Raw genomic sequence first — 25,953 nt, 5'->3', positions numbered from 1 at the left:
GCGTTGCCCGCCGCACCCCATGCGCCCGGAAAAACAAGGCAAAACGCGGGGCGCGGCTCAGACGGCCACGCCCGCGCGGATGACGCCGCGCGTCACCTTCTGCCCGTTCTGGTTGGTGATGACGGCCTTGACGGTGATCTCGCGGAACGTCTCGTTCACCTCCGTCACAGTGCCGCTGACGGTGAGCACATCCCCAATGAACACGGGCCTTGCGAATTTGCATTCCACGCCGTGGAGCAGGCAGTGCTCACCGGGCAGATATACGCCCGCCAGCGTGGAAAACAGGCTCGCGCCCAGCATGCCGTATACCACGCGGCCCGGATAGCCGCGCCTTTGCGCATAGGCCTCGTCCATGTGGATGGGGCTGCAGTCGCCTGTCAGTTCGTAAAACAGCGCCATTTTTTCAGCCGTAACCTCCAGGGTAAAGTCCGCCGTCAGGCCGGGCGAAATGTCTGCGAGCGTATAGCTGTTCATAGAAATATTCCTCCATCTGTCCGGCGCGCCGTGGGCCGGGATGTAAAAAACGGGACGGGCGCAGTGCCCGCCCCGGGAAACGGTACAAAAGGGGAAAAAGCCGCGCGCATCAGCCCCGCAGGCGGATGATCAGATCCACCATGTCGCCCACATTGGCAAGCCCGCGCACATCGTCCAGCTTGAACTTGACGCCGAATTGCTTTTCCATGGCCGTCAGCAGGTTGATCTGCTCCAGGCTGTCCCAGTCCTCGATATCGTCCGCGGTGGTCTCCCGCGTAAGCACAAGGGAATCGTCGTCAAAATTGTCGCGGAAGATATTCTGTACCGCGTCAAAGATCTGCTGTTCATTCATGCGTGTCTGCTCCTTATTATAAAAGTACGGTCTCCATCACCGTGTTCAGCGGTGTACGTTCGGCGGGCACCGTATAGCGGAATACCGAGCCCGTTTCGCCGCCGCTTATTTTTTCAAAGCCAATTGTAGCATAAAAATCCGCCACCAACAAGTTCTTTGCCGTGGGAAGATAGATGCCGTTGATGGTTTTTATGCCGCGCTCCCGGCACACGTCCACCAGACGGTCGAACAGGGCGTATTCCAGATTGCGCTTGAAGGTTCGGCAGCTCATGATCCAAAGCTCGATGTCCAGCGCGTCGCCCGTCTGGCGGCCGATGAGCGCCGTCACGATGCCGTTGTCGCCGAACTTGTCCAGCAGCCGTCCGTAAAGCGTCACGCAGGCCGGGTCGTTCATCAGCGCCTCCACCTCGGCGGCGGTGTAGCGGCGCGTGGTGAGATTGAACTGGTTGGTTTTATTGATGAGCTGTGTGATGCGCTCGGCGTGAGGCGTGTCGAAGGGGCCCAGCTCGCAGCGCATCTCAAGGCTGCGCAGATAGTCTTCGTAATTGCCGAAGCTCTGCCGGGCCGCGGCGCGCTGCAGGTTCTGCCGGTACATCTCGCCGCGCCGCCGGTCGTCGGCGGAGACGGCCGTGGCTTCAAACCATCCGCCCCGGTCCAGCACGCGGGCATATTCCTCGGGAGCTGCCAGCTCGGGCACCGTTACGGTGGGCAGCTCCTGCCGCACGATCTCCCGCTCCGCCGGGTTATCATCCAAAAATACCAGGCTGTCGGGCAGGATATTGATCTCCCCGGCAATGGCGTCGATGTTGCGGGACTTTGGCTCCCAGTTGGCCTTGAAGCACAGGAAGTCGTCCGCTTTGAGCACGCTGTCCGCCCGTTCAAAGCCGGCCTTTGCCGCGGCTTCCTCATTTTTGCTGCAAACATTCAAAAGCACGCCCATGCCGGAAAGCTCTTTTAAGTAGCTCTGGAACGCGGTGTAGGCCATGCCTGTGGGCGTCTCATTGCCCAGCTCGACGCCCTCGGGGCCGTCGTCGCCGATGACGCCGCCCCAGAGCGTGTTGTCCAGGTCCAGCACAACGCCCTTTTTGTTTTTGCCGAAAATGCTTTTGATGATATTGGCCACGCTGTGGCACAAAAGAGGGATGTACTGCATATCCAGCGCATATTTGTAGGCGTACCACGCCGCGGGCGCGCACCAGCTGTCTACGCCCACGCTGGCCGAGAGCCAGCACAGATCATGCAGATAGAAATTGGGCGTGGCCGCGGCCCAGTCCGCCAGCATGGCGTTCATGCGGTTGACAAAGCGCACCCGGCCATGGGGGTCCACGGCGTCCATGCTGCCCATCACGCGCAGGCCGGGCAGCTCAAAATTGTTCTGGACGACCGGGCAGCCGAAGCGGGCCGCCGCCTTCCACATGCCCTGCCAGCGGGCGCATTCCGCGGCGAATTTTTCTTCCGCCTGTTCGGGTGTGTCCGTCTGCAGCGGCAGATTGCCCAAATTGCGCGCCGAGGTGTGGACGTAGATGACGTCGGGTGCAAAGGCGGCCAGCGCGCCGTCGGCGTCGAACGTCAGTTCTTCGTAGAACAGGGCGTAGCCGCCCACATAAAACTCGGGCCGGATGCCTGCGTTGAGCAGGAACAGCTCCAGGATATTTTTGATCTCGCCCACCGTGGAGCCGCTGAGAATGGCCACCTTTTTGGGCACAAGGCCCTCGGAGGCCAGCAGCTCGCGGCGCAGAGCGCGTTTTTTTTGCAGAATGAAAGCGGGGTCGAACGGATAATCAAAGCAGCGCAAATGTTTCCCTCCCAAAACAAGGTTACAATTTGGTGAAAAAACCGTTGGTATCAATCACCATTATAGCCGAAAAACGGCATAAAAACAAACCTTTTGTCGCGGGACAAAAGGCTGTTTGGGCGCGTAAGCCGCGGTTTTCACATTTACAGCCTTGAAAAGCAGGCGCGCCGCGTGCTAAAATAACTCCGTATTGTGCCGCGTTTGCTCGGCATCGTGCATTTTTGCGCGCAGCGGCGCGAAGCGTGAAATATTCTGCGCGCCTGATTCGTTTATTTTTGTGTACCAGCCTGAACGGCGGGAGGAGCACCATGCAGTTTACATTCGCACACAACAATTTCAACGTGGCCGACCTGGATGCGAGCCTGGCTTTTTATGAAAAGGCGCTGGGCCTGCGGGAGGTGCGGCGCCACGCCACTGATGCGTTCACCCTCGTTTACCTGGGCGACGGCGTCACGCCCCACCAGCTGGAGCTGACATGGCTGGCGGACCGCGCCGAAGCCTACGACCTGGGTGAAAACGAGTTCCATCTGGCGTTCACCGTGGACGATTATGCGGCCGCTCACGCTCTGCACAAGGAGATGGGCTGTATCTGCTTTGAAAACGAGGCCATGGGCATCTATTTCATCGCGGACCCGGACGGCTACTGGCTGGAGATCGTGCCCGCCAGGAAATGACCCGGCATGCATGCGGCGCGGGCCGTTACGCGCCGAAATCCTCCAGATAGCGGCGCAGCTCTTTCTGCGTGGCGACAGGGATGCCCTGCTGCAGGGCGGCGACGTCCTGCTCGGGCAGAAGCCCGGTGTAGATCTCATACCGTGTCACCGGGGTGTTTTCGCCGGTTTTGAACAGCGCCAGCTTGCCGGAATCCTCGCCCAGCGTGTAGGAAGGAGGCTCGGCGGCGCCGGCCCGGCCCGGATGGGCCAGCAGCAGAAACAGCCCCACGCTGACGGCAAAAACAGCAATGGGAACGATCACGAGCACGGCGATTCGTTTCGCGCTCATAGCAATCACCTCACGCCCACAGTATGGGCACAAACAATTTGTCCTATTCCTGTATGGACGGATGTCTGGCAGCCGAAAATGTGGTATACTACTATGGCGTAAGCACCATGCGGGAACATACAATTTTCCCCGTCTTTGCGCATGCGGCGCGCGGGAAGTACTTTTGGGAGGCGACTCATCATAGAAAACAATAAAAACGGCGCGCAGCGCCCGGCGCAGGGCGCGCCCCGGGGCGCACAGGGCTCCGGCGGCCCGCGCAGGAACAAAAAGAAAAAAATGACGGCGGGCAGAGTACTGGGCGCGATCATGCGCTTTATTGCAAGCTGCCTGTGTGTGTGCATCATTCTGGGCTCCGTCGCGGCAGTGGCTGTCAGCCTGTATGTGGTGAAAGAGACGCAGGGCGACAGCGACCTGCTGGACCTGACGCAGCTTGAGCTGGCGTATACCACGATCATTTACAGCCAGCAGATCAACGACCAGGGCCAGCCCGAGTGGGTGGAGTACCAGCGTCTGCAGAGCCCGGAGGAAAACCGCATCTGGAAGCCGCTGAATGAAATATCCCCGTATATTCAGCACGCGTTCGTCGCGGTGGAGGACGAGAATTTTTACACGCATCCGGGCTTCAGCTTTAAGCGCACGGTGCTGGCGGCCATCAACGAGGTGTTCCGCAAGCTGACGGGCAGCTACCTGACGGGCAGCCAGCTGGGTGCGTCCACCATTGAACAGCAGCTCATCAAAAACATCACCGGCGAGGATGAATCCTCCGGCATCGAGGGCTACGCCCGTAAGGTCAAGGAGATCTTCCGCGCCATCGCGCTGGACAACCGTTTCAGCAAGGAAGAGATTCTGGAAGCGTACCTGAACACCATCGGCCTGACGGGCAATACCGCGGGCGTGGAGGCGGGCGCGAACCAGTACTTCGGTAAATCGGCGGCGGACGTCACCATCGCCGAGGCGGCCAGCATTGCGGCCATCACAAAGAACCCTTCGCGCTTCAACCCCTATACCAACCCGGAGGAGCATTTGAAGCGCCGCGACGACATCATCCTGTTCATGCAGCAGCAGGGCTATATCACGCAGGCTGAAGCGGAGGCGGCGTGGGCCACGCCGCTGAATCTGGTGGAAAAGACCACGGACGAAAACGCCGCTGTGCAGACGGATTACTCCTGGTTCACCGATCAGGTCATCAGCGAGGTCATCGACGATCTGGTGGCGGAAAACCCGCTTGGCAGGGAAAATTGGGATCGCAAGGCGGCCAGCGATTATCTGTACAACGGCGGCCTGCGCATCTATGCGACGGTGGACACCGAGGTGCAGACCGCACTGGAGAACGTGTGGCTGGAGGGCAAGTATTGGGAGTCCATGCCCATTGAAAATTACGACGACCCCAATAACCCGGACGATACCCCGCGCACCATCACCACGCAGGCGGCCGGCGTCGTCATCAATTACAAGGGGGAGCTGTGCGGCGTCGTGGGCGGCCTTGGCCAGAAGACGGAGAACCGCGGCTTCAACCGCGGCACCGAGATGGAGCGTCAGGTCGGTTCCACCATGAAGGGCGTCGCGGCCTACCCGTTGGGCATTGATATGGATTTGATCAACTATTCTTTCGTGCTGATGGACGATTATTTCCCCATTTCCGACGGCAAGGGCGGCACCCGCACCGACTGGCCCAGCAACTGGTCCGGACGGTACAGCCATAGCATGACGACTGTGTACGAGGCGCTCAAGCAGTCTCTGAATACGGTGGCCGTGCGCGTGGGCGATATGGTGACGCCGCGCACGATGTTCGAGTTTGCACGGGACACGCTGGGCATCACGACCCTGGACGAGAATTCGGACGTAGACCTGGCGCCGATGGTGCTGGGCGCGACCACCACCGGCCTTTCGCCCTATGAGCTGGCCGGCGCATATATGATGTACGGCGACGGCGGCCGCATGACGAGTCTGCACAGCTACACCTCGGTGCGCGATTATCAGGGCAACGAGATACTGGAAAAGGACATTGTCACCACGCAGGCCATCGGCGAGGACACCGCGTATATCATGAACCGTCTGCTCCACAGCGTTTTGTTCGATGCCGGCGGAACGGCGCGCGGCATCCACCCGGATGCTAACGTCATGGATTCCATCGGTAAGACAGGCACCACCAACGACAACAAGGACGTGTGGTTCGTGGGCCTGACGCCCAAGTATGTGATGGCCACCTGGTACGGTTATGACGAAAACGAGCCGATGGATGATTACAACAATTATTATATCTACAAAAACAAAGGCAGCCAGAAGGGCCATCCGGGCGCTTCCGCCTTTGCTGAAGTGATGGACACCGTACAGGCCGACGACGAGATCGTCACCTGGGACATGCCGGAAACTGTGGAAAAGGGTGCATTCTGCACCATCTCGGGCGATATTCCCACCGACGGGTGTCCCCGCGGCACCGGCTACTACAAAGTTGGCGTGCAGCGCGGTGTATGTACGGGTATCCATGCAACCGATCCCGCCGCCTGACGCAAAAACAGAAACGATAGATAAACACCCGCATGGCAAAGCCGTGCGGGTGTTTTCGCGTGTCTGTCCGGCGGTTGGGCAGAGGAAAGCTTGATTGTCCCTGCATGAAATACACTTTGCGCGTGTCCGGCGTGCGAAAAAATGCCGATTTTTCGCCGGTGCAGCCAGGCGATTTTGTGCAAACCCGAAAAAACATGCGCGCGGCCCGCGGCGGTGCTTGTGCCCGGTGGGCAAACATGTTATAGTGTCTTTATCGAAAAACATATGTGCATCTGTTGCGTACATGGAGAAGGGATAGAGGTGAAGAATTTGGAGCGACGTTTTCTGCTGGTGGATGTGAGCGTTCTGCCGGAGGTGTTTTTGAAGGTGTTAAAGGCCAAGGAGCTTCTGGCGGCGGGCAGCGCGAAGAATGTTTCGGCCGCTACTAAGATGGCCGGACTTTCCCGCAGTGCCTTTTACAAGTATAAGGACTGTATTTTTGACGCGGAAAACAGCAAGGAAGTGCTGACGGTGAACGCCACGCTTCTGGACGAGACGGGGGCGCTGCAAAGCCTGCTGGCGGGCATTTCGGCGGCGGGCGCGTCCATCGTCACCATCAACCAGGCCACGCCGGAAAACGGCGCGGCACAGGTGGCCGTGTCCATCCGCACGGGCGGTATGCAGGGCACGCTGGAGGATATGCTGGCGCAGCTGAAAAAACAGCGCACCGTGGTGGACATCCGCCGGGGCGTGTAAAAAAGCAGGGCTTTCGGAAAAGCCCGGAAACAAAACGCGGAGGGCGCGCGCCCTCCCGGTACAGGGGGAGAACAATGGCAACCATAGCGATCCTGGGCTACGGCACGGTGGGCAGCGGCGTGTTGGAGGTGCTGCGGCGCAACGCCGCCAGCATCGAGCGGCGCGCGGGCCAGCCCGTCACGGTAAAATACATCTGCGACATCCGGGACTTTTCGTCCCACCCGGACGCGGCGCTGTTCGTCAACAACATCGACGTGATCCTCAGCGACCCGGAGGTCACCGCCGTGGTGGAGACCATCGGCGGCCTGAAGCCCGCGTACTTTTATGTGAAATCCGCGTTGGAGAGCGGCCGCCATGTGGTCACCTCCAACAAGGAGCTGGTGGCCACCCACGGCGCAGAGCTGCTGGCCATTGCACGCCGCAGGGGCGTGTGCTTTCTGTTCGAGGCCAGCGTGGGCGGCGGCACGCCCATCATCACGCCCATGCACCAATGCATGGCGGCCAACGTCATCAGCGAGATCGCGGGCATCGTCAACGGCACCACGAACTTCATGCTCACGAAAATGGCGCGGGAAAATATGGATTTCGGCGCGGCGCTGAAGCTCGCCCAGAGCCTGGGCTACGCCGAGACCATCGACCCTTCCGCGGACGTGGACGGCATCGACGCCCAGCGAAAGATCTCCATTCTGGCCAGCCTCGCCTTCGGGCGGCATTTTTTCCCGCAGAACGTGCCCACCCGGGGCATCCGGGACGTGTCTGTGAAGGACATCGCGCTGGCGGCGCGGCAGGGCGCGGCGGTGCGGCTCATCGCATGGGCGCGGCGCGGGGACGACGGCAGCGTGGCGCTGGCCGTGGAGCCGATGCTCATCCCGCGGGAAAACCAGCTTGCGGGCGTGGAGGACGTGTTCAACGCCGTGCTGGTGAAGGGCGACATGCTGGGCGACGTGGTGTTCTACGGCAAGGGCGCGGGTAAGCTGCCCACGGCCAGCGCCGTGGTGGCGGACGTCATCGACGCGCTGAAAAACGGCGTGAAGATACACGACAGCCTGTTCTGGCAGGAATCCGCGCCCATCGAGGGCCTTTACGGCGACAGCACGCCGGCGGACCATTACGTCCGGCTGGAAAACGCGACCGAGGCGGTGGCAAAGGACCTGTTCGGCCAGCAGATCGAAATGCTGGATACCTCGGACGGCGAGGCCGTGTTTACGCTGCGCGGCGTGACAAGTGGGCGTCTTGCGGAGCTGTGCGCCAAGGCGCGGGCCGCCGGCGTGCGCGTGGGCAACACGCTCAAGTGGATGGCGGAATAGGGGGCGCGGTATGGTAAAAGTCAGCGTTCCGGCCACGAGCGCGAATATCGGCTCGGGCTTCGATTCCTGCGGGCTTGCCCTCTCGCTGTACAATACGGCGGCGTTTGAGGAATTTGACGGCGTGGACATCACGTCGTCCGACGGCACGTTCGTGCCCAGCACGCCGGGCAACCTGATCTACCGCACGGCCAAGGAGGTATACGCGCTGTGCGGCAGGCCGTTCCACGGCCTGCGCATCGTGCAGACGAACCCCATCCCCATGGCGCGGGGCCTGGGCTCCAGCAGCGCGTGCATCGCAGCGGGCATTCTGGGCGCCAACGCCCTGCTGGGCGGCCCGCTGGAGGAAAAGGACATCCTGACGTTCGCCACCAAGCTGGAGGGGCACCCGGACAATGTGGCCCCGGCGCTGCTGGGCGGCTTCGTGGTTTCGGCCTATGACGAGGGGCATGTCTACTCGCTGAAGAAGACCATCGCGCCCGGGATCACCTTCGCGGCGTTTATCCCGGATTTCAAGCTGCTGACGGAAAAGGCGCGGGCAGCGCTGCCCAAAATGGTGTCCCACGCAGACGCCGTGTACAATCTTTCCCGCGCGGCGCTGCTGGCAACGGCCTTCTGCGAGGAGCGGTACGACTTTTTGCCCGTGGCCGCCAAGGACAGCCTGCACCAGCAGTACCGCCTGCCGCTCATCGAGGGCGGCGAGGCTGTGTTCGCGCTGGCGGACGGCCTGGGCGCGCTGGCCACGTTTATCAGCGGCGCGGGGCCGACCATCCTTTCCGTTGTGCGCACGGCCGAGGCGAACGTGTTTTTTGAGCGCGCGCAGGCGGCGCTGGAGAGCGACGAGGAGCTGGCGCATTTTACACTGCACCGCTTCGTGGCGGACAACGTGGGGGCAAAGGTCGTCTGAACGGCCGCGCCGGCAAAATGAAAAAAGCAGGAGCGCGTATGCCGCGCCCCTGCTTTTGATAGAGGGATAGGGGAGAACAGATATGGCACTCATCGTACAAAAATTCGGCGGCAGCTCCGTCGCGGACCGCGACCGCATTTTTAATGTGGCGCGCATCGTGGCGAACACGCACGCCGCCGGCAACGACGTGGTGGTGGTGGTATCCGCCCAGGGCGATACCACCGACGACCTCATCGCCAAAGCGGGCGAGATCACCCACGACCCGTCCCAGCGCGAGATGGATATGCTGCTGGCCACGGGCGAGCAGATCAGCATTTCGTTGCTGGCCATGGCGCTGGGCGAGACAGGCTGCCCGGCCATCAGCCTGACGGGCTGGCAGGCGGGCTTCCATACGGACCGCGCCTACACGCGCGCACGCATCAAAAACCTGGACACCGAGCGCATCGAGAGCGAGCTTTCCAAAAACCGCGTCGTGGTGGTTGCGGGCTTCCAGGGCCTGAACCGCTACGACGACATCACCACCCTAGGACGCGGCGGCTCCGACACCAGCGCCGTGGCCATTGCGGCCGCGCTGCACGCGGACCTGTGCCAGATCTACACGGACGTGGACGGCGTTTACACCGCGGACCCGCGCCTGGTGCCGCGCGCGCGCAAGCTGGATGAGATCACCTTCGACGAGATGCTGGAGCTTGCCAGCCTGGGCGCACAGGTGCTCAACAACCGCAGCGTGGAGCTTGCAAAGAAATATTCGGTCAATCTGGAGGTGCGCTCGTCGCTCACCGATCTGCCCGGTACAATCGTGAAGGAGGTCACAGACGTGGAAGGTATGCTGATCAAGGGCGTCGCAAAGGACAAGGACGTCGCCGTCATTTCGATTTTGGAGGTGCCCGACGTTCCGGGCGCTTCGTTCAAGGTGTTCAGCCTGATGGCGCAGAAGAAGATCAACGTGGATATTATTCTGCAGTCCTCCGGCAAGGAGGGCCACAAGGACGTTATTTTCACCGTGCCCCTGGGCGACGCCGAAACAGCGCTTGCGCTGCTGGAGGAAAACCGCCAGCGCTTCGGCTGCAGGGACATTGTTGTGGACAAGGACGTGGCGAAGGTGAGCATCGTGGGCGCGGGCATGCAGAGCCATTCCGGCGTGGCGTCCCGCATGTTCGAGGCGCTGTTTGAGGCAAACATCAACATCCGCATGATCTCCACCAGCGAGATCAAGATCTCGGTGCTGATCGCCAAGGCGGACGCGGACCGTGCGGTGAACGCCATCCACGACGCGTTCCTGAACTGAAAAAAGAGTGCGGAAAGCGTGAAAAACACTCCGCTGCCGTAGACATCGGGCAGCGGAATGGGTATAATGAAAGACAGGCATTTTTGCGGCGCAGGCCGGGAAAGGCCTGTCTTTTGTTTTCGGCGCGGCCGGGGAATGCTGCATAAAATGCGCGCGGCCCGCCTGGCGTAGATATTCTGCGCCGATACTCGTTTTATCAGTGTGACCGGAAAAAGGAGAAAAAATATGCAGAACCAACAGCCGCCGCGCCGGCGCCGGCCCATGACGCCTGAGGAGCGCGCCATGGCCGCGGAGCGGCGCCGGCAGAAAGAGATCCTGCGCAGGCGTGCCATGCGCCGGTATTACGCCTTTCTGGCGCTGCTGGGTGCGTTGGCGCTGGCAGCCCTGGTGGGGCTGTTCTTCCTGATAAAAGCCGCGGCGGGCTGGGCGCGGGGCGGGCAGGCTTCGTCCGTCAGCGCGGCGCAGAGCGTTTCGGCCTCCGCGCCGCCCGCATCCTCCGGTGAGCCGGCGGCGGACCCCAACGCCCCCGCAGACCCCGCGCTGTGGAGCCTGATCCTGACGAACACCACGAACCCGCTGCCCGAGGGCTACGCACCGGAGCTTGCCAGCGTGGGCAGCAACAGCCGCAACGGCGAGCAGTTTATGGACGCCCGCGTGAAGGAGCCGCTGGAGCAGATGTTCGCGGCCGCAAAGGCAGACGGCATCGAGCTGGTGGCGCGTTCGGCCTATCGTTCCACACAGGAGCAGACCACGCTGTTCAACAGCATGAAACAGGATTATATCAATCAGGGCATGTCCGAGGAAGAGGCCTTTGCGGCCACCAAGCAGTGGCGCAACGAGCCGGGCACCTCGGAGCATGAGACGGGCCTGGCCGTGGACATCGTGGGCGCGGCGGACATCAACGCCGCCCTGGTGGAGAGCCTGGAGGAGCGCGACTGGGCCGTGTGGCTCAGGGAGCACGCCCCGGAATACGGCTTCATCCTCCGCTATATGAAAGACAAAACCGATATCACGGGAACCTCCTTCGAGCCGTGGCACTACCGCTATGTGGGCGTGGAGGACGCGCAGAAGATCACGGCCCAGGGCGTGTGCCTGGAGGAGTATCTGGGCCGGACGGAATGACACAGACAGGCGCGGGCGGGCCCGCGCGGAACACCCCACCGCCGGAACGGCGGATATTTGAACAAAAAGGACGTATCAAATGGAACGCATTACCCTTGCGCCGGGCGCGCACATCAACGTGCTTCCGGCGGAAAAATTCAACCGCTGCCGCATTTCCATCAACTTCATCTGGCCCGCCGCCCGGGAGTGGGCCACGGCCGAGGCCCTGCTGCCGCTGGTGCTGGAGCGGGGCTATCAGGGCTGCCCGGATATGACGGAGCTTTCCAAAAAGCTGGCCCGCCTGTACGGAGCGGCCCTTTCCGTGGACGGCACCATGAGCGGCCAGAGCCGCGTGCTGACGGTGTCGCTCTCGGGCATCCGGGACGCGTTTGCGCTGGCGGGCGAGCCGCTCAGCCGCGAATACGCGGACATCGCCTTCGGCACGGCGTTCGAGCCGTACCGCGTGGACGGCGTGCTGGACGCCGAGGCCGTCGCCATTGAAAAGGAGCAGCTCCGCGAGCTGCTGGAGGGCGAGATCAACGAAAAGCGCAGCTATTGCATCCGGCAGGCGCGGCGCAGGTTTTACGGCGATTCCCCCGCCGGCATTGAGCGCAACGGTTATCTGGACGAGGTGGACGGCCTGACGGCCGACGCGGTGACAAGGGCTTACGCGCGCATGGTGGAGCAGGCGCAGATCGAGGTGTTTGTGCTGGGAGCGGACGTGGACGCGGTGGCGCAGCGCCTGCGCACGGCGCTGTCGGGCCTGCGCCGCGCCCCGGAGGAGCTGCCCGCGCCCATCGCCATGCCCGCCGAAGAGCCGCGCAGCTTTGAAGAACCGCTGCCCACCGTGCAGGGCAAGCTGTGCATGCTGTTCACACCGGGCGAGCCCTTTGCGCCGCAGGACCTTTCCGCGCTGCGGGTGGCCGTGGCGCTGCTGGGCGGTACGCCCACCTCGCGCCTGTTCCAGAACGTGCGCGAAAAGCAGAGCCTGTGCTATTACTGCGCGGCGTCCTACACTTCGCTCACCGGCGCGCTGTGTGTGGACAGCGGCGTGGAGCACGCCAACGCCGCGGCGGCCCGGGAGTCCATCCTGAAAGAGCTGGCCGCGCTGTGCGCCGGGCCGGTGGAGGACGGGGAGCTGGCCGACACGAAGCGCGCGCTGAAAAACCAGCTCGCCGCCGTGGGCGATACGCTCCAGGGCCTGGAGGGCTGGTATTTTGCCGAGCGCATGCGCGGCGCGGACAAGGCGCCGGAGCAGGTGGCCGCCGAGGTGGACGCCGTGACGGCGGACGACGTGCGCCGCGTGCTGTCGCGCTTCAGGCTTTCGGTATGCTACACTTTGACGAAGGAGGCGGGCGCAGATGCATGATCCCTCTTTGCAGGCGGTGCGCAGAGCCGCGGCGTTTGAAAGCACGGTGCTGGAAAACGGCCTGACGGTGCGCGTGCATACGATGCCGGGCTTTACGGGCGTACACGCGGTATACGGCACGAAGTTCGGCAGCATCGACCGTGCTTTTGCCCTGGACGGCAAACGGGTGGACCTGCCCGCGGGCATCGCCCATTTTCTGGAGCACAAAATGTTTGAGAACGAGGAGGGCGACGCGTTCACACTGTATGCCCGCACGGGCGCCAGCGCCAACGCCTACACCAGTTTCGACAAGACCTGCTACATTTTTACGGCTTCCGGCAACGTGGCCGAAAATTTGGATATTCTGCTGGGCTTTGTCTCCCGGCCGTATTTTACGGCGGCAACCGTGGAAAAGGAACAGGGCATCATCGGGCAGGAGATCAAGCAGTATGACGACGCGCCGGACTGGCGGCTGATGTTCGCCATGTACGAGTGCCTGTACACCGCGCACCCGGTGCGGGACGACATCGCGGGCAGTGTGGAGAGCATCGCGCAGATCACGCCTGAAATTTTGTATGCCTGCACGGACGCCTTTTACCGCCCGCAGAACATGGTGCTGGCCGTGGCGGGCAATGTGACGATGGACGAGGTGCTGGCGGCCTGCGCCCGCGCGGACATCCCCGTAAAGACGGGCACGGTGGAGCGCCTCGCCTCCGCCGAGGGGCCGGACGTGGCCGAGCCGTACCGCGAGTTTTCCATGGCCGTGGCAAAGCCCCTGCTGGGCGTTGGCTTTAAAGAAACGCCGCCCGCGGGCGACGCGCTCAAGACGGAGATCATCTGCGACATGCTCACGGAGCTTATCTGCGGCAGCATGACGCCGCTGTACCGCAGGCTTTACGACGAGGGGCTGGTGAGCCCGGGCTTCTCGGGCGAGATACTCAGCCTGCCGGGGGCGCTTTCGTTCCTGTTCGGCGGCGAGACGCCGGAGCCGGAGACGGTGCGCGGCCTGCTGCTGGACGAGATCGCCCGTTTGAAGCGCGAGGGCGTGGACGAGGAACTGTTCACGCTGTGCAAAAACCAGCTTTATGGCGAGCTGGTGCAGGACCTGGAGAACATTGAGGACGTGGCCGGCGCGCTGGCATCGTCGTTTTTCCGGGGCCGAACGCCCGCCGACGAGATCGAGACGCTGGCCTCCGTTACGCTTTCGGACGTGAACGGCGCGCTGCGCGCCATGCTGTGCACAGAACGCAGCGCTACCGTCATCATCCGCCCGGCGCAGTAATACGGCGCGGGCTGCGGGCGCGGCACAGGCCGCCCCGCATATCAGGAAGGAGCGACCCTTTTTATGACTTATCATGTGCAGTTCCCCGGCCTGGGGCTGGAATTTACGCTGGACCGCGTGGCGTTCACCGTGTTCGGCATGCCGATCTACTGGTACGGCATCCTCATCGCCACGGGCCTGGCGCTGGCCATCGTGTTCGCATTCAGCCATGCGCGACGTTTCGGCATTGATTCCGACCGCATGGTGGATGTGATCCTCATCGGCACCGTGTGCGCCGTCATCGGCGGACGCGCGTTTTATGTGGCCACTGCCCCGTTTGAATACGCCAGCTTTGCCGAGATGCTGGACATCCGCCTGGGCGGCGTCGCCATTTACGGTGCGGTCATCGCGGCGTTCCTCAGCGGTTATTTTGCCTGCAGGTGGCGCAAGGTTCCCATTCTGCCGATGTTCGATCTGGCGGGCATGGGTTTTCTGCTGGGGCAGGGCATCGGCCGCTGGGGAAACTTTGTCAACCAGGAGGCGTTCGGCACCAACACCACGCTGCCCTGGGGCATGTACAGCGAAGGCACCTGCAATTACCTCTCAAGCGTGCAGGAAACGCTGGCCGCGCAGGGCGTTGCGGTGGACCCGTCCCTGCCGGTGCACCCTACGTTTTTGTATGAATCCATCTGGTGCCTGCTGGGCTTTTTCCTGCTGTGGGCATATATGAAGCGCCGCAAATTCCACGGCGAGCTGATCTTGATGTATGTGATGTGGTACGGCGCGGAGCGCTTCTTTGTGGAGGGCCTGCGCACCGACAGCCTGATGGTCGGCAGCTTCCGCATCAGCCAGGTCATTGCGGCGGTGTCCGTCATCGCGGCCCTGTGCATTTGGCTGGCGCTGCGCAAAAAGTACAAAGACAAACCGCTCACCGTCACTTATACGGCGCTTGTAAAGGAAGACGGCAGGCAGGTCCCCTATGAGTTCTCCTGGCTGTCCGGCGAGACGCCTCCCACGGACGCGGAGATGAAAGCCGAGATCGAGCGCCGCCGCGCAGCCCGCGCGGCGGAGGAAACCGCGCAGGCGGAAGAAAAAGCGCCTGAAACAGAAGAAAGCGGCGAGGCGTCCGGCGTCCGGGAGCAGCGGGAAGCGGAGGCGGACACCCAGGCCGCGCCCGAAGAAGAGCAGGCGGCGCCTGCGCAGGAGGCCGCCGCGGATGCAGCGGAAAAAGACGGCTCCGATGCGGAGCCGAAGGAATAACAGCGGTAAAACGGAAACGGTATGAGGGGAACAGGAGGATAAAAATGGCGGAACTGATCAGCGGAAAAACACTGGCGGCAAAACTCAAGGCGGAGGCCGCGGCAGAGGCGGCGGAGCTGCGGGAAAAGGGCGTTCACGCCCGCCTGGCCGTCGTTATCGTGGGGGAGAACCCGGCCAGCAGGACATATGTGGCGGGCAAGGCGAAGGACTGCGCCGAATGCGGCCTGCTGTCCGACGTCATCGCGCTGCCGGAAGAAACCACCGAGGCCGCGCTTCTGGAAAAAATCGCGGCGCTGAACGCGGACAAGACGGTCCACGGCGTGCTGGTGCAGCTGCCGCTGCCCGGGCATATCCGCGAAAAGCGCGTCATCGACGCCATCTCGCCGGACAAGGACGTGGACGGCTTCACCCCAGTGAACGTGGGCCGCATGGTCATTGGTGAGGAGTGCTTTCTGCCCTGCACGCCCGCCGGCTGCATTGAAATGCTGAAAAGCACCGGCGTTCCCATCGCAGGCAAGGACGCTGTGGTCATCGGCCGCAGCAACATCGTGGGCAAACCCGCGGCGCTGCTGCTCACGGCCAACAACGCCACCGTCACGCTGTGCCATTCCAAAACCAGGGATCTGAAGGCCAAATGCGCCGCGGCGGATATCATCGTGGCGGCCATCGGCAAGGCGGGCTTCGTCACCGCCGATATGGTGAAGGAGGGCGCCGTTGTGATCGACGTCGGCATCAACCGGAACGCTGAGGGCAAGCTGTGCGGCGATGTGGACTTTGCGCCCGTGGCGGAAAAAGCCGCTTACATCACTCCGGTGCCCGGCGGCGTGGGCCTGATGACGCGGGCCATGCTGATGAAAAACACCGTCAAGGCGGCCCGCCTGCAAAGCGGGCTGTGAGCGCGCGGCACATGGGGCGGAAAACCGCGCCGCACCGCGAAAAAAACACTTGCATGGGGCAAATATTTGTGGTATAGTATTAAAGCCGCATGGTTTGGGCATTTGAAGCGGCGCGTCTGCGCCCGCCTACTAGTCCAGCGAGACTTATACAAATGAGGGTAAATTATGTACGCAGTGATCGTGACCGGCGGGAAACAGTACCGCGTGGAAAAGGGCGACGTCATTTTTGTGGAAAAGCTGAATGCCGAAGCCGAGAGCGAATTCTCTTTTGACACCGTGCTTGCGGTGGGCGAAGAGGGCAATGTGAAGTTTGGCAACCCCACGGTTGCGGGCGCCAAGGTCACAGGCAAGGTCGTAAAAAACGGCAAGGGCAAGAAGCTGAACATCCTGACATACCGCCCCAAGAAGGGCAGCATGCGCAAGATGGGCCACCGTCAGCCGTATACAAAAATCGAAATCACCGAGATCGTCGGTTAACAGGGGAGGGCATTTGAAATGGCACATAAAAAAGGCGTAGGTTCTACCAAAAACGGCCGCGATTCCGAGTCCAAGCGCCTCGGCGTAAAGCGCGCCGACGGCCAGTTCGTGTTGGCCGGCAACATTCTGGTGCGTCAGCGCGGCACCCACATCCATCCGGGCGAGAACGTGGGCCGCGGCAGCGACGACACGCTGTTCGCCCTTGCCGACGGTAAGGTCTGCTTCGAGCGCGTCGGCCGCGACCGCAAGAAGGTCAGCATCAAGCAATAAGCCTTGCAGAAGGCAGTCGGCCGGGCCCGTGTTGGCCCGGCCTTTTTTGATAATCAACGGGAATGGTGAAACGCTAAAGGTACGCCCGGGAGCGGGCTTTGGCTTTTCCGCCCCGCTCAGCGGCAATCAGATGCCGGAGGTTTTTTTATGTTCATTGATACCGCAAAAATAAACATCAAAGCGGGCAACGGCGGCAACGGCTCGGTGTCGTTTCACCGGGAAAAGTATGTGGCCGCGGGCGGGCCGGACGGCGGCGACGGCGGACGCGGCGGCAACGTGGTGTTCGTGGCCGATTCCAATCTGTCTACGCTGATGGATTTCCGTTACAAGCGCAAATATGCCGCCCAGAACGGCGAGGACGGAAGAGCCGCCCGGTGCAGCGGCAAAAATGCGCCGGACCTTATCATCCGCGTGCCTCGCGGCACGCTGGTGCGCGACGCGCAGAGCGGCCTTGTCATCGCGGATATTTCAGGCGACGAGCCCGTGGTGGTGGCCCGCGGCGGGCGCGGCGGCTGGGGCAACGTGCATTTTGCCACGCCCACGCGCCAGATCCCGAAATTTGCGAAGCCCGGCGGAAAGGGCGAGGAGCTGGAGGTGCGTCTGGAGCTGAAGCTGATTGCGGACGTGGGCCTGGTGGGCTTTCCGAACGTGGGCAAGAGCACCATCATTTCTGTCATCAGCGCGGCCAAGCCCAAAATCGCCAACTACCATTTCACCACTCTTTCGCCTGTGCTGGGTGTGGTGCGCGTAGGGCCGGAAGCCAGCTTTGTGGCTGCCGACATCCCGGGCCTCATCGAAGGCGCGGCCGACGGCGTTGGCCTGGGGCACGACTTTCTGCGCCATGTGGACCGCTGCCGCCTGCTTTTGCATGTGGTGGACGTCTCCGGCAGCGAAGGGCGCGACCCAAAGGACGATTTTGAAAAGATCAATACCGAGCTTGCCAACTTTTCGCAGGAGCTGTCCGCGCGGCCTCAAATCGTGCTGGGCAACAAATGCGACATCGCGTCGCCGGAGCAGATCGCGGAGTTCCGTGCGTTCATCGAGGAAAAGGGGCTGGTGTTCCTGCCCGTCTCCGCGGCCACGCGGCAGGGGCTGGACAAGCTGCCGGGCGTTGTATATGAGCGGCTGCAGCAGCTGCCGCCCGTCACCGTGTACGAGCCGGAGTACGTCCGGCCCGACCCTGCATTGAAAGACCCCCGTGCGTTCGAAATCGCCCGCGCCGACGACGGCGCGTGGGACATCGACGCGCCCTGGCTGGAAAATATTCTGGAAGGCTCGGATGTATCCGACTACGAGAGCCTGCAGTATTTCCAGCGCCAGCTCATGGATTCCGGTGTCATCGACAGGCTTGTGGAGATGGGCGTGCAGGAAAACGACACCATCCGCATCGGGGAATTTGAGTTCGATTATGTATTTTGACCGTGGCCGAGCGGAAAAACGGGCCGCCTGAGCGGCGCTCCGCGGCGGAATGGAAAACAGGCAGGGGGAGACGGCCGCAGTGTTATTTGAAGCAAAGCCGGAGATAGACATCCATGAGCAGTCGCCCATAGCGCTGGCGTTCGTGGGGGACGGCGTGTTCGAGGTGCTGGTGCGCGCGCGCCTTGTGGAACGCACGCGCCTTGTGCCGAACCGCCTGCATGCGGCGGCGGTGAAATTTGTGTCCGCCAAAGGGCAGTATGCGGCGCTGGAGGTCATTGCGCCGCTGCTGGACGAGGCCGAACAGGCCGTGGTGCGCCGCGGTAAAAATTCCACAAAGGCCACTGTGGCGAAGCATGCCACCCCGCAGGAGTACCGGGCGTCCACGGCGCTGGAATCCCTGTTTGGCTGGCTGTATCTGCAGAACCGGGGCGCGCGCATCGAAGAACTGTTCGATGTGATCTGGAATGCGCTGGCGCCCGGTTTCGCGCTGCAGGCGGAATGAAAACAAAAAGGGGCTGCGGCGTATTTCCCAAACGCATAAAACGGGTTTGGAAAACGCGCCGCAGCCTTTGCATTGGGCCGCCGGGATTATTTACACTGGGTGTTGCCCTTGCGGTTCGTGCTGTTCGAGCTGTTCTTCGCGTTGCTGGTTTTGTCAGAGCTGCGGTCCTGGGCGTTGCTGCTCTTGGCGTTGCAGTCCCGGGAAGAACTGGTCTTGTTGGAAGCATTGCTGGCCTTGTTTGTGCTGTTGGAAGACTTGTTGCTCGCGTTGCGGGCGTTCTGCGTTTTGTTTTCCATCTGGTCTCACCTCCCTTGCTGATACTATTATTCACAGGGAGCATCCATGATATTCGCGGACCGATACGGTCTTTTTTTGATTTACGGCGAGAGGGAGGATGCCTGTGCCGGGAGAATATTTTGAAGCGCGGGAGCGCGCGCTGCTGGGCACACGGTACGACGTGCTGTACGCCGCGCCGTGCGCCGTGCGCCGCGGCGTTACAGTAAACGGCCTGCGCTGTGCGCCGCAGGAGTTCGCCGCGGCGGTGGATTTCGGTTTGGAGCCGTCGCCTTTTTGTGACGCGGCATTTCTGCTGACGGACCCGCAGCTGCGCCCGGGCCGCCATGCGTACCACCACGCGGGCGTGTTCTATGTGCAGGAGCCGTCGGCCAGCGTGCCGGCGGGTTTGCTGGGCGTGCGCCCGGGCGAACGTGTGCTGGACCTGTGCGCGGCGCCCGGCGGCAAAACAAGCCAGCTGGCCGCCGCTCTGCGCGGGGAGGGACTGCTGGTGGCCAATGAATATGTGGCGGCGCGGGCCGGCGTGCTGAAAAGCAATCTGGAGCGTATGGGTGTAACAAACGCCCTTGTGCTGAATGAGAGCACCGCGCGTGTGGCGGCGGCATTTCCGGCATTTTTTGATAAGGTTCTGGTGGACGCGCCCTGTTCCGGCGAGGGGATGTTCCGCAAGGAGCCGGAGGCTCTGCGCCAGCATTCGGCGGCGCTGGTGGCCCAATGCGCGGCGCTGGGCGCGTCCATTCTGGACGACGCGGCCGCAGCGCTGCGGCCCGGCGGCCTGCTGTGTTATTCCACCTGTACCTTCGCGCCCGAGGAAGACGAGGCCCAGGTGGGCGCTTTTCTGGCGCGGCATCCGGAGTTCACGGTGCTGCCCGCGCCGACGAACGCGGGCGCGCCCGGGGAGGCGGCCCGATGCGGCGCGCACCCCTTCGCGGCAGAGCATACCCGGCGCATTTACCCCTGCCACGGCGGTGAGGGCCATTTCATGGCGCTGCTGCAAAAGCGCGGGGACGGCGCGCCGCCGGAGGCGGAGCAGGCCCGGCCGCGCGCGGCCCGCGGCCAGCGCGGCGCAAAGCGCGGCCGAGACATGCGCGCCTGCCGCCCGGCGCAGGGCGGAAACGGCGTTTCCCGGGCGGAGGCAAGAGCCGAGGGAGAGGCTTTTCTGCGCGAGTATTTCCCCGGCGCCGCACAGCTTCCGCTGGAGTGCCGCGGAACCGAGCTGTTCGTGCTCCCCCGGGAAGGATGCGGCCCGGCGGAAGGCCTGCGCGTGGTGCAGGCGGGCGTATGCGCGGGCAGCGCGGCACGGGGACGTTTTGTGCCGGCGCATCACCTGTTTATGGCATACGGCGCGCAATGCGCCAATGCCGAACGCCTGACGCTGGCGGACCCGCGCACGGCCGCGTGGCTTCGCGGCGAGGCGATCCCGGCGGAAACCGCCGCGCCCGGCTGGGCGGCGGTGCTGGCGGACGGCTTCCCGCTGGGATTCGGCAAGCAGAGCGGGGGCGTGGTGAAAAACCACTACCCCAAGGGCCTGCGGAATCTGAAGTAAACCGGCTGCATGCTCCCCGCACCCGGCTGCAGGAGAAGGGTGAAATGCCGGAAAATCCCGTCGCCAGGCCGAAAATCTTGCGCCGGTGCGGGATGTGTGCTATAATCTATTAGTTAGACTGCAACTTCAATACTGAACATATTTTTTAGGGGGTTCCTTTTATGTCAGGGCACAGCAAATGGAATAATATCAAGCGGAAAAAGGAAAAGACGGACGGCCAGCGCGCCAAGATCTTCACAAAGATCGGCCGTGAGATGTCCGTGTGCGTAAAGGCGGGCGGCGGCGACCCCAACGTCAATACCAAGCTGCGGGACCTCATTGCCAAGGCCAAGAGCATGAACGTCCCCAACGACAACATCCAGCGCATCATCAAAAAGGCCGAGGGCGGCGAAAAGGACGATTACGAGAGCATCACCTACGAGGGCTACGGTCCCTCCGGCGTGGCCATGATGGTGGAGACGCTCACCGACAACCGCAACCGCACGGCGGCCAATCTGCGCCACTATTTCGACAAATTCGGCGGCAACCTGGGCAACACGGGCTGCGTGGGCTTTTTGTTCAGCCAGCAGGGCGTTATCGTTCTGGACGTGGAGGGCAAGGACGAGGAGACCGTGATGGAGGATGTGTTCGACGCGGGCGCCGAGGACTTCGACATGGGCGACGGCGTGGCGGAGGTGACCACTACCCCGGCCGCGTTCAGCGACGTGCGCGCCGCGCTGGAGGACAAGGGCTATGAATTCATTTCGGCGGACGTGGCCATGGTGCCCTCCACCTACACCGCCCTGTCCGACCCGGATGACCTGAAAAAAATGGGCATCCTTCTGGACCATCTTGAGGATGACGACGACGTGCAGAACGTGTGGCATAACCTCGAAAACGAAGAGGACCTTGACCGCTGATGGCGCGCAACATGAGCCGGAACAGAAAGGGGATATAAGCCGTGGGCGAACAGATCGTTTGCAGCAACTGCCTGTCCAACGCGGATTCGGGCCTGCCCGCGTGCCCGTACTGCGGGCAGAGCTTTGAGAATACCAATCCCGCCGGCACGCTGCCCGTCAACACGCTGCTGGCCGGGCGCTATACCATCGGCCGTGTGCTGGCGCTGGACGGCGAGGGCGTTTTGTACGCTGCCATAGACAACAGCGCCACGCGCCGCGTGGTTATCAAGGAATATGTGCCCGTCACCATCTGCGCCGCGCGTTCCCGCGACGGCAGCGTCATACCGCGCCAGGGCCGCGAGGTGCTGTTCAAGACGACGCGCATGGATTTTGTGGACCTGTACCGCAGCCTTGTCGCGCTGGGGCGCAACGACGGCCTGGTGCAGGTGCTGGACCTGATTGAGGAAAACAATACCGCTTACGCTGTGCGCGAGCCGGACGAGGGCACGCCGCTGCTCACTTATCTGGAGCAGCGGGCCCAGCCGCTGACGCAGAGCGAGGCGCTTCTGTTGCTGCGCCCGGTGGTCTATGGCGTGGAGGCCATGCACCGCATGGGCCTGCTGCACCGGGGCATCAGCCCCGAGACGGTGTTCATCACCAAAACGGGCTCGGCCAAGCTTTCGGGCTATGCCACGCTGGGCCTGCGCACCGCGGACAGTGAGCTGAAGAGCCAGATGTTCGACGGTTATGCTGCGCCGGAGCAGTACGCCGTGGCGGAATTTGACGGAAAATACACCGATATCTATGGCTTGGGCGCGCTGTTTTACCGCGTGCTCACGGGCAAGACGCCCGTGCCGGCCAACCTGCGCCGGATGAACGATACCCTGCCGCCCGCCCATACGGTGGATAAGGAGATCCCGGGCTTTGTCTCGGCGGCCATCGCGCGGGCCATGCGCCTTGCTCCCGGCGAGCGCATGCAGTCTGCGTCCGACCTTCTTGCGGCGATCACTGCGCCGGAAAAGGACGAGGGCGGCTTCAGGCTGACGCAGCGTCAAATCAAATTTCTCGCGCTGGGCGCGGCGGGGCTTGTGCTGGTGGCGGCTGTGTCCATCTGGGCCATCGTGTCCGCCTCCGGTGGTGGAGAAGCATCTTCATCGTCGTCGGCCTCCTCGTCCTCCAGCACCTCCGTGAGCTCCGGCAGTTCTGAAGTGGAGGTCTTTACGGTCCCCAGCTTTGTTGGTAAAAAATATACGGACCTGGCTTCGAACCAGGCCTATACGAAATACGTCAGTTTTCTTACGGAGCACGAGTTCAGCAACGACTATAAAGCGGGCGAGGTCATGCGCCAGAGCCATCCCCAGGGCACGCAGGTAGCGGTGGGCACCGTGATCACGCTGACGGTGAGCGACGGCCCGGAAACGGCCGTGATGCCCGAGGTGCTGGGCCGTCCGCAGGCGGATGTGGAGGCGGATCTGAAGGCGCTGAAGATCAAATACGCGCTGTATCCGCTGGTGAACGACGGCAGCTATGTCGCGGGGACCGTCGCGCGCAGCGACACGGACAAGGGCACCGTAGTGGAGATCGGAAAGACAACGGTGACGCTGTACATCGCGGGCGAAGCGCCCAAGCAGCCGGACAGCAGCTCGTCCTCCCAGACGGCGCCCCCTGCCGGAGACAGCGAGGTCACGCCGCCTCCGGTATCGCCCGACACCACGGCGCCGTCCGGCGACGCGGGCGCGGGCGGAGAAACAGGCGGCGGGGGCACGCCCGAAGGCTGACGCCGCCCCACGCTCAGATAAAATGCGAAATGCAGCTCATACAAGCAGCGCCCCGGAACCAGAGGTTCCGGGGCGCTGCTGCGTGTTACGGGGCGGCCTGCGCGCTGCCGTGCAGGTCGTAATAAAACATATACTGCTGCAAAATGCCCGCACAGCCCGCGTAGCGGCGGAAGGGGAAGCCCTTGGGATAATGCGCGGACAGGATCTGTTTTACATGGGTGTCGACCGGAAATGCATCCACATGATGCAGACCGAACAGGCAGATACAGTCCGCTACCTTGGGTCCAACCCCCTTTACGGCGCGCAGCGCCGTGTGCGCTTCCGGATAGGACATGGCGCGCAGTGCATCCAGCGCGCCCGCCTGTGTAAAGTGCGCGCCTGCGGCACACAGGTATTCCGCGCGGTAGCCCAGGCCAAGGGCGCGCAGCGTTTCCGACTGCGCCGCCGCCAGTGCAGCGGGCGTGGGGAAGGCGCCGCCCTGCATGGCGCACAGGTCCCTTAGGTTTTTGCGGATGCGCGGGATGTTGTTGTTCTGGCTGACGATGAAGCTGACGATGACCTCCCACAAGTCCTGCCGCAGGATGCGCATGCCCCAGCCATAGGCTACGGCGGCCTGAAGATATGCGTCCCGGGGCGCCACGCGTGCCTTTATGGCGGCGTAATCGGTGTCCAGATCAAAATAGCTGTGCCACAGGGCGTCGAATTCCCCGGCGCCGCAGGAAAAATCGAAAACGCCGTCTGTCTGCCGTACAGTGAGCGTGCGCCCGAAAGCCGGGATGCGGTATGTATCCTGCCCCAGCGGTTCCCAGCGGAAGCACTGGCCGGACTCGTAGATGTGGCGGAGGTTGAGGTCGGGTATGGAAAGCTGCATGGGATGCTCCTTTGCTTTTTTGAAAACGGCCGCACACACCGGCACGGCGCTGTGACCAGTATATCATACACCTGCGCCCGTGGGAAGCCGGGGCATTTCCAGTCCTTTGGAAATGCGGCCGAAAAAATTTTTCCCGCAGTGGAAATATATTCCGGAAAAAGCTTGACAACACAAACTGTAATGTGTATGATTACAGATAGAAACTGTAATACAAAAAAGTTCAGTTCCGGGACGCGCGGCAGAGGCCGTCCTTTTGCAAAAGGGCGGGGTATCGCTGCCGGGGGCGCATATACTATTTACAAAGCACGGCGCAAAGCAGCGCCGTGCCCGATCAACAAAGGAGGCAATTGCACATGTCTGCATTCAATGTGACGAAAGAAAATTTCAAAACCGAAGTATTGGAGGCAAAAACGCCCGTTCTGGTGGACTTTTGGGCGCCGTGGTGCGGCTACTGCCGCCGCATTGGCCCGGCGGTGGACGCTTTGGCCGCAGAGTACGCGGGTAAGGTTGCCGTGGGCAAGGTGAACGTGGACGAACAGCCCGAGCTGGCCGAGCAGTTCAAGGTGATGACTATCCCCTCGCTGTTCGTGTTCCAAAACGGCGAGCATGGCGAAGCCATCATCGCGCCGGGCTCCAAGGCGCAGATCGAGGAATTCATGCGGGCGCAGGGCGCGCTGTAACGGGAGAAAAGGCGCGCGGGAGCAGCGCGGGAAAACGGAGGGACGATAAAATGGAACAGATCTACGACGTGGCGGTGTTGGGCGGCGGCCCCGGCGGCTATACGGCGGCGCTGTATTGCGCGCGGGCGGGGCTTTCAACCGTGGTGCTGGAAAAGCTTTCGCCCGGCGGCCAGATGGCGACCACCAGCAACGTGGAAAACTATCCCGGCTTTGCCGAGGGCGTGGACGGCTTCGATCTGGCCATGCAGATGAAAGACGGCGCGGAGCGGTTCGGCGTGGAAACGCTGTTTGCGGACGCAACGGCTGTGGCGCTGGAAGGCGGCGTGAAAACCATCACCACCTCCTCCGGCGAGCGCCGGGCGCGCACCGTCATTCTGGCGACCGGAGCAGACCCGCGTCCTCTGGGCGTGCCCCATGAGGATGAGCTGCGCGGGCGCGGCGTGGCGTACTGCGCCACCTGCGACGGTATGCTGTACCGCGGCAAGACGGTTGTTGTGGTGGGCGGAGGCAACTCGGCGGCGGAGGATGCACTGTTCCTGTCCCGCGTGTGCAAAAAGGTGTATCTGGTGCACCGGGGCGCCGTGCTCACCGCCTCCAAAAGCTATTGGACGGCGCTGCAAAAGGCTGAAAACGTGGAATTCATCTGGAACTCCCGTGTGGTGGAGCTGCTGTACGGCTCCGTGGTGACGGGCGTTGTGCTGGAAGGTGTGGAGAGCGGCAACCGTTCGGAACTGGCCTGTGACGGCGTGTTCATCGCGGTGGGACGCATTCCAAACACCGGGCTGTTTCACGGCGTGCTGGAGATGGACGCGGCGGGATATCTTATCGCGGACGAGACCACGCGCACGGCGCTGCCGGGCGTGTTCGCGGTGGGCGACGTGCGCACGAAGCCCCTGCGCCAGATCATCACAGCGGCGGCGGACGGCGCTGTGGCCTCCAAATATGCAGAAGCCTATCTGGCCGAACAGGAGGACTGAAGAAAACCAAAACAGGCGCGGCCACAAAAA

Annotated in this window: 26 protein-coding genes; 20 read left to right on the top strand and 6 right to left on the bottom strand. The window is 62.6% G+C overall.

Annotated features, from left to right (window positions below; translation table 11 throughout):
• Nucleotides 1-57: 57 nt before the first annotated feature.
• The 3 genes from TQ39_RS14315 to TQ39_RS14305 form a co-directional block, all read right to left on the bottom strand.
• On the bottom strand, nucleotides 58-474 hold the full coding sequence (locus TQ39_RS14315; RefSeq protein ID WP_009322438.1) for a MaoC family dehydratase: 417 nt from the start codon (nucleotides 472-474) through the stop codon (nucleotides 58-60).
• Between the two features lie 109 nt (nucleotides 475-583).
• On the bottom strand, nucleotides 584-826 hold the full coding sequence (locus tag TQ39_RS14310) for an acyl carrier protein (RefSeq protein WP_009322439.1): 243 nt from the start codon (nucleotides 824-826) through the stop codon (nucleotides 584-586).
• A gap of 16 nt (nucleotides 827-842) precedes the next feature.
• Nucleotides 843-2,621, bottom strand: a complete 1,779-nt coding sequence (locus TQ39_RS14305) for an HAD-IIIC family phosphatase (RefSeq protein ID WP_050006014.1) — start codon at nucleotides 2,619-2,621, stop codon at nucleotides 843-845.
• Between the two features lie 308 nt (nucleotides 2,622-2,929).
• On the opposite strand from TQ39_RS14305, the gene TQ39_RS14300 reads away from it, so the two are divergent.
• A complete protein-coding gene (locus tag TQ39_RS14300) occupies nucleotides 2,930-3,295 on the top strand; it encodes a VOC family protein (RefSeq protein WP_009322441.1) in 366 nt (121 codons plus the stop codon).
• Between the two features lie 25 nt (nucleotides 3,296-3,320).
• Here the strand turns inward: TQ39_RS14300 and TQ39_RS14295 are convergent, their stop codons facing one another.
• A complete protein-coding gene (locus TQ39_RS14295) occupies nucleotides 3,321-3,623 on the bottom strand; it encodes a BofC C-terminal domain-containing protein (RefSeq protein WP_009322442.1) in 303 nt (100 codons plus the stop codon).
• A gap of 276 nt (nucleotides 3,624-3,899) precedes the next feature.
• On the opposite strand from TQ39_RS14295, the gene TQ39_RS14290 reads away from it, so the two are divergent.
• From TQ39_RS14290 to TQ39_RS14225, 14 genes are all read left to right on the top strand, one after another.
• On the top strand, nucleotides 3,900-6,131 hold the full coding sequence (locus TQ39_RS14290; RefSeq protein WP_167541539.1) for a transglycosylase domain-containing protein: 2,232 nt from the start codon (nucleotides 3,900-3,902) through the stop codon (nucleotides 6,129-6,131).
• A 300-nt stretch (nucleotides 6,132-6,431) separates the two neighbouring features.
• On the top strand, nucleotides 6,432-6,866 hold the full coding sequence (locus TQ39_RS14285; RefSeq protein ID WP_117461533.1) for an ACT domain-containing protein: 435 nt from the start codon (nucleotides 6,432-6,434) through the stop codon (nucleotides 6,864-6,866).
• 74 nt (nucleotides 6,867-6,940) lie between these two features.
• Nucleotides 6,941-8,173, top strand: a complete 1,233-nt coding sequence (locus TQ39_RS14280; protein ID WP_009322445.1) for a homoserine dehydrogenase — start codon at nucleotides 6,941-6,943, stop codon at nucleotides 8,171-8,173.
• Between the two features lie 10 nt (nucleotides 8,174-8,183).
• Nucleotides 8,184-9,077 carry a homoserine kinase gene (gene thrB, locus TQ39_RS14275; RefSeq protein WP_050006012.1) on the top strand — a complete coding sequence of 298 codons (894 nt, stop codon included), beginning with the start codon at nucleotides 8,184-8,186 and terminating at the stop codon, nucleotides 9,075-9,077.
• Between the two features lie 82 nt (nucleotides 9,078-9,159).
• Complete coding sequence (locus tag TQ39_RS14270; RefSeq protein ID WP_009322447.1) at nucleotides 9,160-10,365, top strand: aspartate kinase; 1,206 nt, start codon at nucleotides 9,160-9,162, stop codon at nucleotides 10,363-10,365.
• A gap of 225 nt (nucleotides 10,366-10,590) precedes the next feature.
• Nucleotides 10,591-11,487, top strand: a complete 897-nt coding sequence (locus TQ39_RS14265) for a M15 family metallopeptidase (protein WP_050006011.1) — start codon at nucleotides 10,591-10,593, stop codon at nucleotides 11,485-11,487.
• 79 nt (nucleotides 11,488-11,566) lie between these two features.
• Nucleotides 11,567-12,835, top strand: coding sequence for a M16 family metallopeptidase (locus TQ39_RS14260; protein ID WP_050006010.1), 1,269 nt, complete (start codon nucleotides 11,567-11,569; stop codon nucleotides 12,833-12,835).
• Entirely contained in the window at nucleotides 12,828-14,096 is a 1,269-nt protein-coding gene (gene yfmH, locus TQ39_RS14255) for an EF-P 5-aminopentanol modification-associated protein YfmH (RefSeq protein ID WP_050006009.1), read from the top strand. Before TQ39_RS14260 ends, yfmH begins: the two co-directional genes overlap by 8 nt.
• Before the next feature lie 63 nt (nucleotides 14,097-14,159).
• Nucleotides 14,160-15,335: a prolipoprotein diacylglyceryl transferase gene (gene lgt, locus TQ39_RS14250; protein ID WP_050006008.1), complete on the top strand. Its 1,176-nt coding sequence runs from the start codon at nucleotides 14,160-14,162 to the stop codon at nucleotides 15,333-15,335.
• 44 nt (nucleotides 15,336-15,379) lie between these two features.
• The gene (locus TQ39_RS14245; RefSeq protein WP_050006007.1) at nucleotides 15,380-16,231 is read left to right on the top strand and encodes a bifunctional 5,10-methylenetetrahydrofolate dehydrogenase/5,10-methenyltetrahydrofolate cyclohydrolase; all 852 of its coding nucleotides are present in this window, start codon (nucleotides 15,380-15,382) and stop codon (nucleotides 16,229-16,231) included.
• A 165-nt stretch (nucleotides 16,232-16,396) separates the two neighbouring features.
• Nucleotides 16,397-16,708, top strand: a complete 312-nt coding sequence (rplU, locus tag TQ39_RS14240; RefSeq protein ID WP_009322453.1) for a 50S ribosomal protein L21 — start codon at nucleotides 16,397-16,399, stop codon at nucleotides 16,706-16,708.
• An 18-nt stretch (nucleotides 16,709-16,726) separates the two neighbouring features.
• Nucleotides 16,727-16,978, top strand: a complete 252-nt coding sequence (rpmA, locus tag TQ39_RS14235) for a 50S ribosomal protein L27 (RefSeq protein WP_009322454.1) — start codon at nucleotides 16,727-16,729, stop codon at nucleotides 16,976-16,978.
• 147 nt (nucleotides 16,979-17,125) lie between these two features.
• The gene (gene obgE, locus TQ39_RS14230) at nucleotides 17,126-18,397 is read left to right on the top strand and encodes a GTPase ObgE (protein WP_009322455.1); all 1,272 of its coding nucleotides are present in this window, start codon (nucleotides 17,126-17,128) and stop codon (nucleotides 18,395-18,397) included.
• 79 nt (nucleotides 18,398-18,476) lie between these two features.
• Nucleotides 18,477-18,899 carry a Mini-ribonuclease 3 gene (locus tag TQ39_RS14225; RefSeq protein ID WP_009322456.1) on the top strand — a complete coding sequence of 141 codons (423 nt, stop codon included), beginning with the start codon at nucleotides 18,477-18,479 and terminating at the stop codon, nucleotides 18,897-18,899.
• 86 nt (nucleotides 18,900-18,985) lie between these two features.
• On the opposite strand, the gene TQ39_RS14220 is transcribed toward TQ39_RS14225, so the two are convergent.
• Nucleotides 18,986-19,195, bottom strand: a complete 210-nt coding sequence (locus TQ39_RS14220; RefSeq protein ID WP_009322457.1) for a hypothetical protein — start codon at nucleotides 19,193-19,195, stop codon at nucleotides 18,986-18,988.
• Between the two features lie 104 nt (nucleotides 19,196-19,299).
• Here TQ39_RS14220 and TQ39_RS14215 point away from each other — a divergent pair, with 104 nt between their 5' ends.
• The 3 genes from TQ39_RS14215 to TQ39_RS14205 all read left to right on the top strand — a co-directional run bounded on the left by TQ39_RS14215 (nucleotide 19,300) and on the right by TQ39_RS14205 (nucleotide 23,395).
• Nucleotides 19,300-20,739, top strand: a complete 1,440-nt coding sequence (locus tag TQ39_RS14215) for an RsmB/NOP family class I SAM-dependent RNA methyltransferase (protein ID WP_050006031.1) — start codon at nucleotides 19,300-19,302, stop codon at nucleotides 20,737-20,739.
• 161 nt (nucleotides 20,740-20,900) lie between these two features.
• Nucleotides 20,901-21,638, top strand: a complete 738-nt coding sequence (locus TQ39_RS14210) for a YebC/PmpR family DNA-binding transcriptional regulator (RefSeq protein ID WP_009322460.1) — start codon at nucleotides 20,901-20,903, stop codon at nucleotides 21,636-21,638.
• Between the two features lie 41 nt (nucleotides 21,639-21,679).
• On the top strand, nucleotides 21,680-23,395 hold the full coding sequence (locus TQ39_RS14205) for a serine/threonine-protein kinase (protein ID WP_050006005.1): 1,716 nt from the start codon (nucleotides 21,680-21,682) through the stop codon (nucleotides 23,393-23,395).
• 85 nt (nucleotides 23,396-23,480) lie between these two features.
• Here TQ39_RS14205 and TQ39_RS14200 read toward each other — a convergent pair whose 3' ends face one another.
• Nucleotides 23,481-24,266 (bottom strand): DNA-3-methyladenine glycosylase family protein, encoded by a 786-nt coding sequence (locus tag TQ39_RS14200; RefSeq protein WP_050006004.1) that lies wholly within the window; start codon nucleotides 24,264-24,266, stop codon nucleotides 23,481-23,483.
• A gap of 353 nt (nucleotides 24,267-24,619) precedes the next feature.
• On the opposite strand from TQ39_RS14200, the gene trxA reads away from it, so the two are divergent.
• Together trxA and trxB are read left to right on the top strand one after the other, a co-directional pair.
• The gene (gene trxA, locus TQ39_RS14190; RefSeq protein ID WP_050006002.1) at nucleotides 24,620-24,946 is read left to right on the top strand and encodes a thioredoxin; all 327 of its coding nucleotides are present in this window, start codon (nucleotides 24,620-24,622) and stop codon (nucleotides 24,944-24,946) included.
• 50 nt (nucleotides 24,947-24,996) lie between these two features.
• A complete protein-coding gene (gene trxB / locus TQ39_RS14185) occupies nucleotides 24,997-25,923 on the top strand; it encodes a thioredoxin-disulfide reductase (protein ID WP_009322464.1) in 927 nt (308 codons plus the stop codon).
• The last annotated feature ends 30 nt before the right edge of the window (nucleotides 25,924-25,953 follow it).

The organism is Ruthenibacterium lactatiformans (assembly GCF_000949455.1).
In the GTDB taxonomy this organism is placed as follows: Bacteria; Bacillota; Clostridia; order Oscillospirales; family Ruminococcaceae; genus Ruthenibacterium; species Ruthenibacterium lactatiformans.
Note: the sequence above shows the minus strand (reverse complement) of the source record. Positions and strands in the feature narration are given on the sequence as shown.

What these genes read in the sequence shown, in the direction of transcription:
- TQ39_RS14210 (WP_009322460.1), top strand. Translation starts at nt 20,901, where the DNA reads ATGTCAGGGCACAGCAAATGGAATAATATCAAGCGGAAAAAGGAAAAG.
- TQ39_RS14200 (WP_050006004.1), bottom strand. Translation starts at nt 24,266, where the DNA reads ATGCAGCTTTCCATACCCGACCTCAACCTCCGCCACATCTACGAGTCC.
- yfmH (WP_050006009.1), top strand. Translation starts at nt 12,828, where the DNA reads ATGCATGATCCCTCTTTGCAGGCGGTGCGCAGAGCCGCGGCGTTTGAA.
- TQ39_RS14300 (WP_009322441.1), top strand. Translation starts at nt 2,930, where the DNA reads ATGCAGTTTACATTCGCACACAACAATTTCAACGTGGCCGACCTGGAT.
- trxA (WP_050006002.1), top strand. Translation starts at nt 24,620, where the DNA reads ATGTCTGCATTCAATGTGACGAAAGAAAATTTCAAAACCGAAGTATTG.
- TQ39_RS14280 (WP_009322445.1), top strand. Translation starts at nt 6,941, where the DNA reads ATGGCAACCATAGCGATCCTGGGCTACGGCACGGTGGGCAGCGGCGTG.
- lgt (WP_050006008.1), top strand. Translation starts at nt 14,160, where the DNA reads ATGACTTATCATGTGCAGTTCCCCGGCCTGGGGCTGGAATTTACGCTG.
- TQ39_RS14290 (WP_167541539.1), top strand. Translation starts at nt 3,900, where the DNA reads ATGACGGCGGGCAGAGTACTGGGCGCGATCATGCGCTTTATTGCAAGC.
- TQ39_RS14265 (WP_050006011.1), top strand. Translation starts at nt 10,591, where the DNA reads ATGCAGAACCAACAGCCGCCGCGCCGGCGCCGGCCCATGACGCCTGAG.
- TQ39_RS14220 (WP_009322457.1), bottom strand. Translation starts at nt 19,195, where the DNA reads ATGGAAAACAAAACGCAGAACGCCCGCAACGCGAGCAACAAGTCTTCC.
- TQ39_RS14270 (WP_009322447.1), top strand. Translation starts at nt 9,160, where the DNA reads ATGGCACTCATCGTACAAAAATTCGGCGGCAGCTCCGTCGCGGACCGC.
- TQ39_RS14310 (WP_009322439.1), bottom strand. Translation starts at nt 826, where the DNA reads ATGAATGAACAGCAGATCTTTGACGCGGTACAGAATATCTTCCGCGAC.
- TQ39_RS14295 (WP_009322442.1), bottom strand. Translation starts at nt 3,623, where the DNA reads ATGAGCGCGAAACGAATCGCCGTGCTCGTGATCGTTCCCATTGCTGTT.
- trxB (WP_009322464.1), top strand. Translation starts at nt 24,997, where the DNA reads ATGGAACAGATCTACGACGTGGCGGTGTTGGGCGGCGGCCCCGGCGGC.
- TQ39_RS14315 (WP_009322438.1), bottom strand. Translation starts at nt 474, where the DNA reads ATGAACAGCTATACGCTCGCAGACATTTCGCCCGGCCTGACGGCGGAC.
- obgE (WP_009322455.1), top strand. Translation starts at nt 17,126, where the DNA reads ATGTTCATTGATACCGCAAAAATAAACATCAAAGCGGGCAACGGCGGC.
- TQ39_RS14260 (WP_050006010.1), top strand. Translation starts at nt 11,567, where the DNA reads ATGGAACGCATTACCCTTGCGCCGGGCGCGCACATCAACGTGCTTCCG.
- thrB (WP_050006012.1), top strand. Translation starts at nt 8,184, where the DNA reads ATGGTAAAAGTCAGCGTTCCGGCCACGAGCGCGAATATCGGCTCGGGC.
- rpmA (WP_009322454.1), top strand. Translation starts at nt 16,727, where the DNA reads ATGGCACATAAAAAAGGCGTAGGTTCTACCAAAAACGGCCGCGATTCC.
- rplU (WP_009322453.1), top strand. Translation starts at nt 16,397, where the DNA reads ATGTACGCAGTGATCGTGACCGGCGGGAAACAGTACCGCGTGGAAAAG.
- TQ39_RS14245 (WP_050006007.1), top strand. Translation starts at nt 15,380, where the DNA reads ATGGCGGAACTGATCAGCGGAAAAACACTGGCGGCAAAACTCAAGGCG.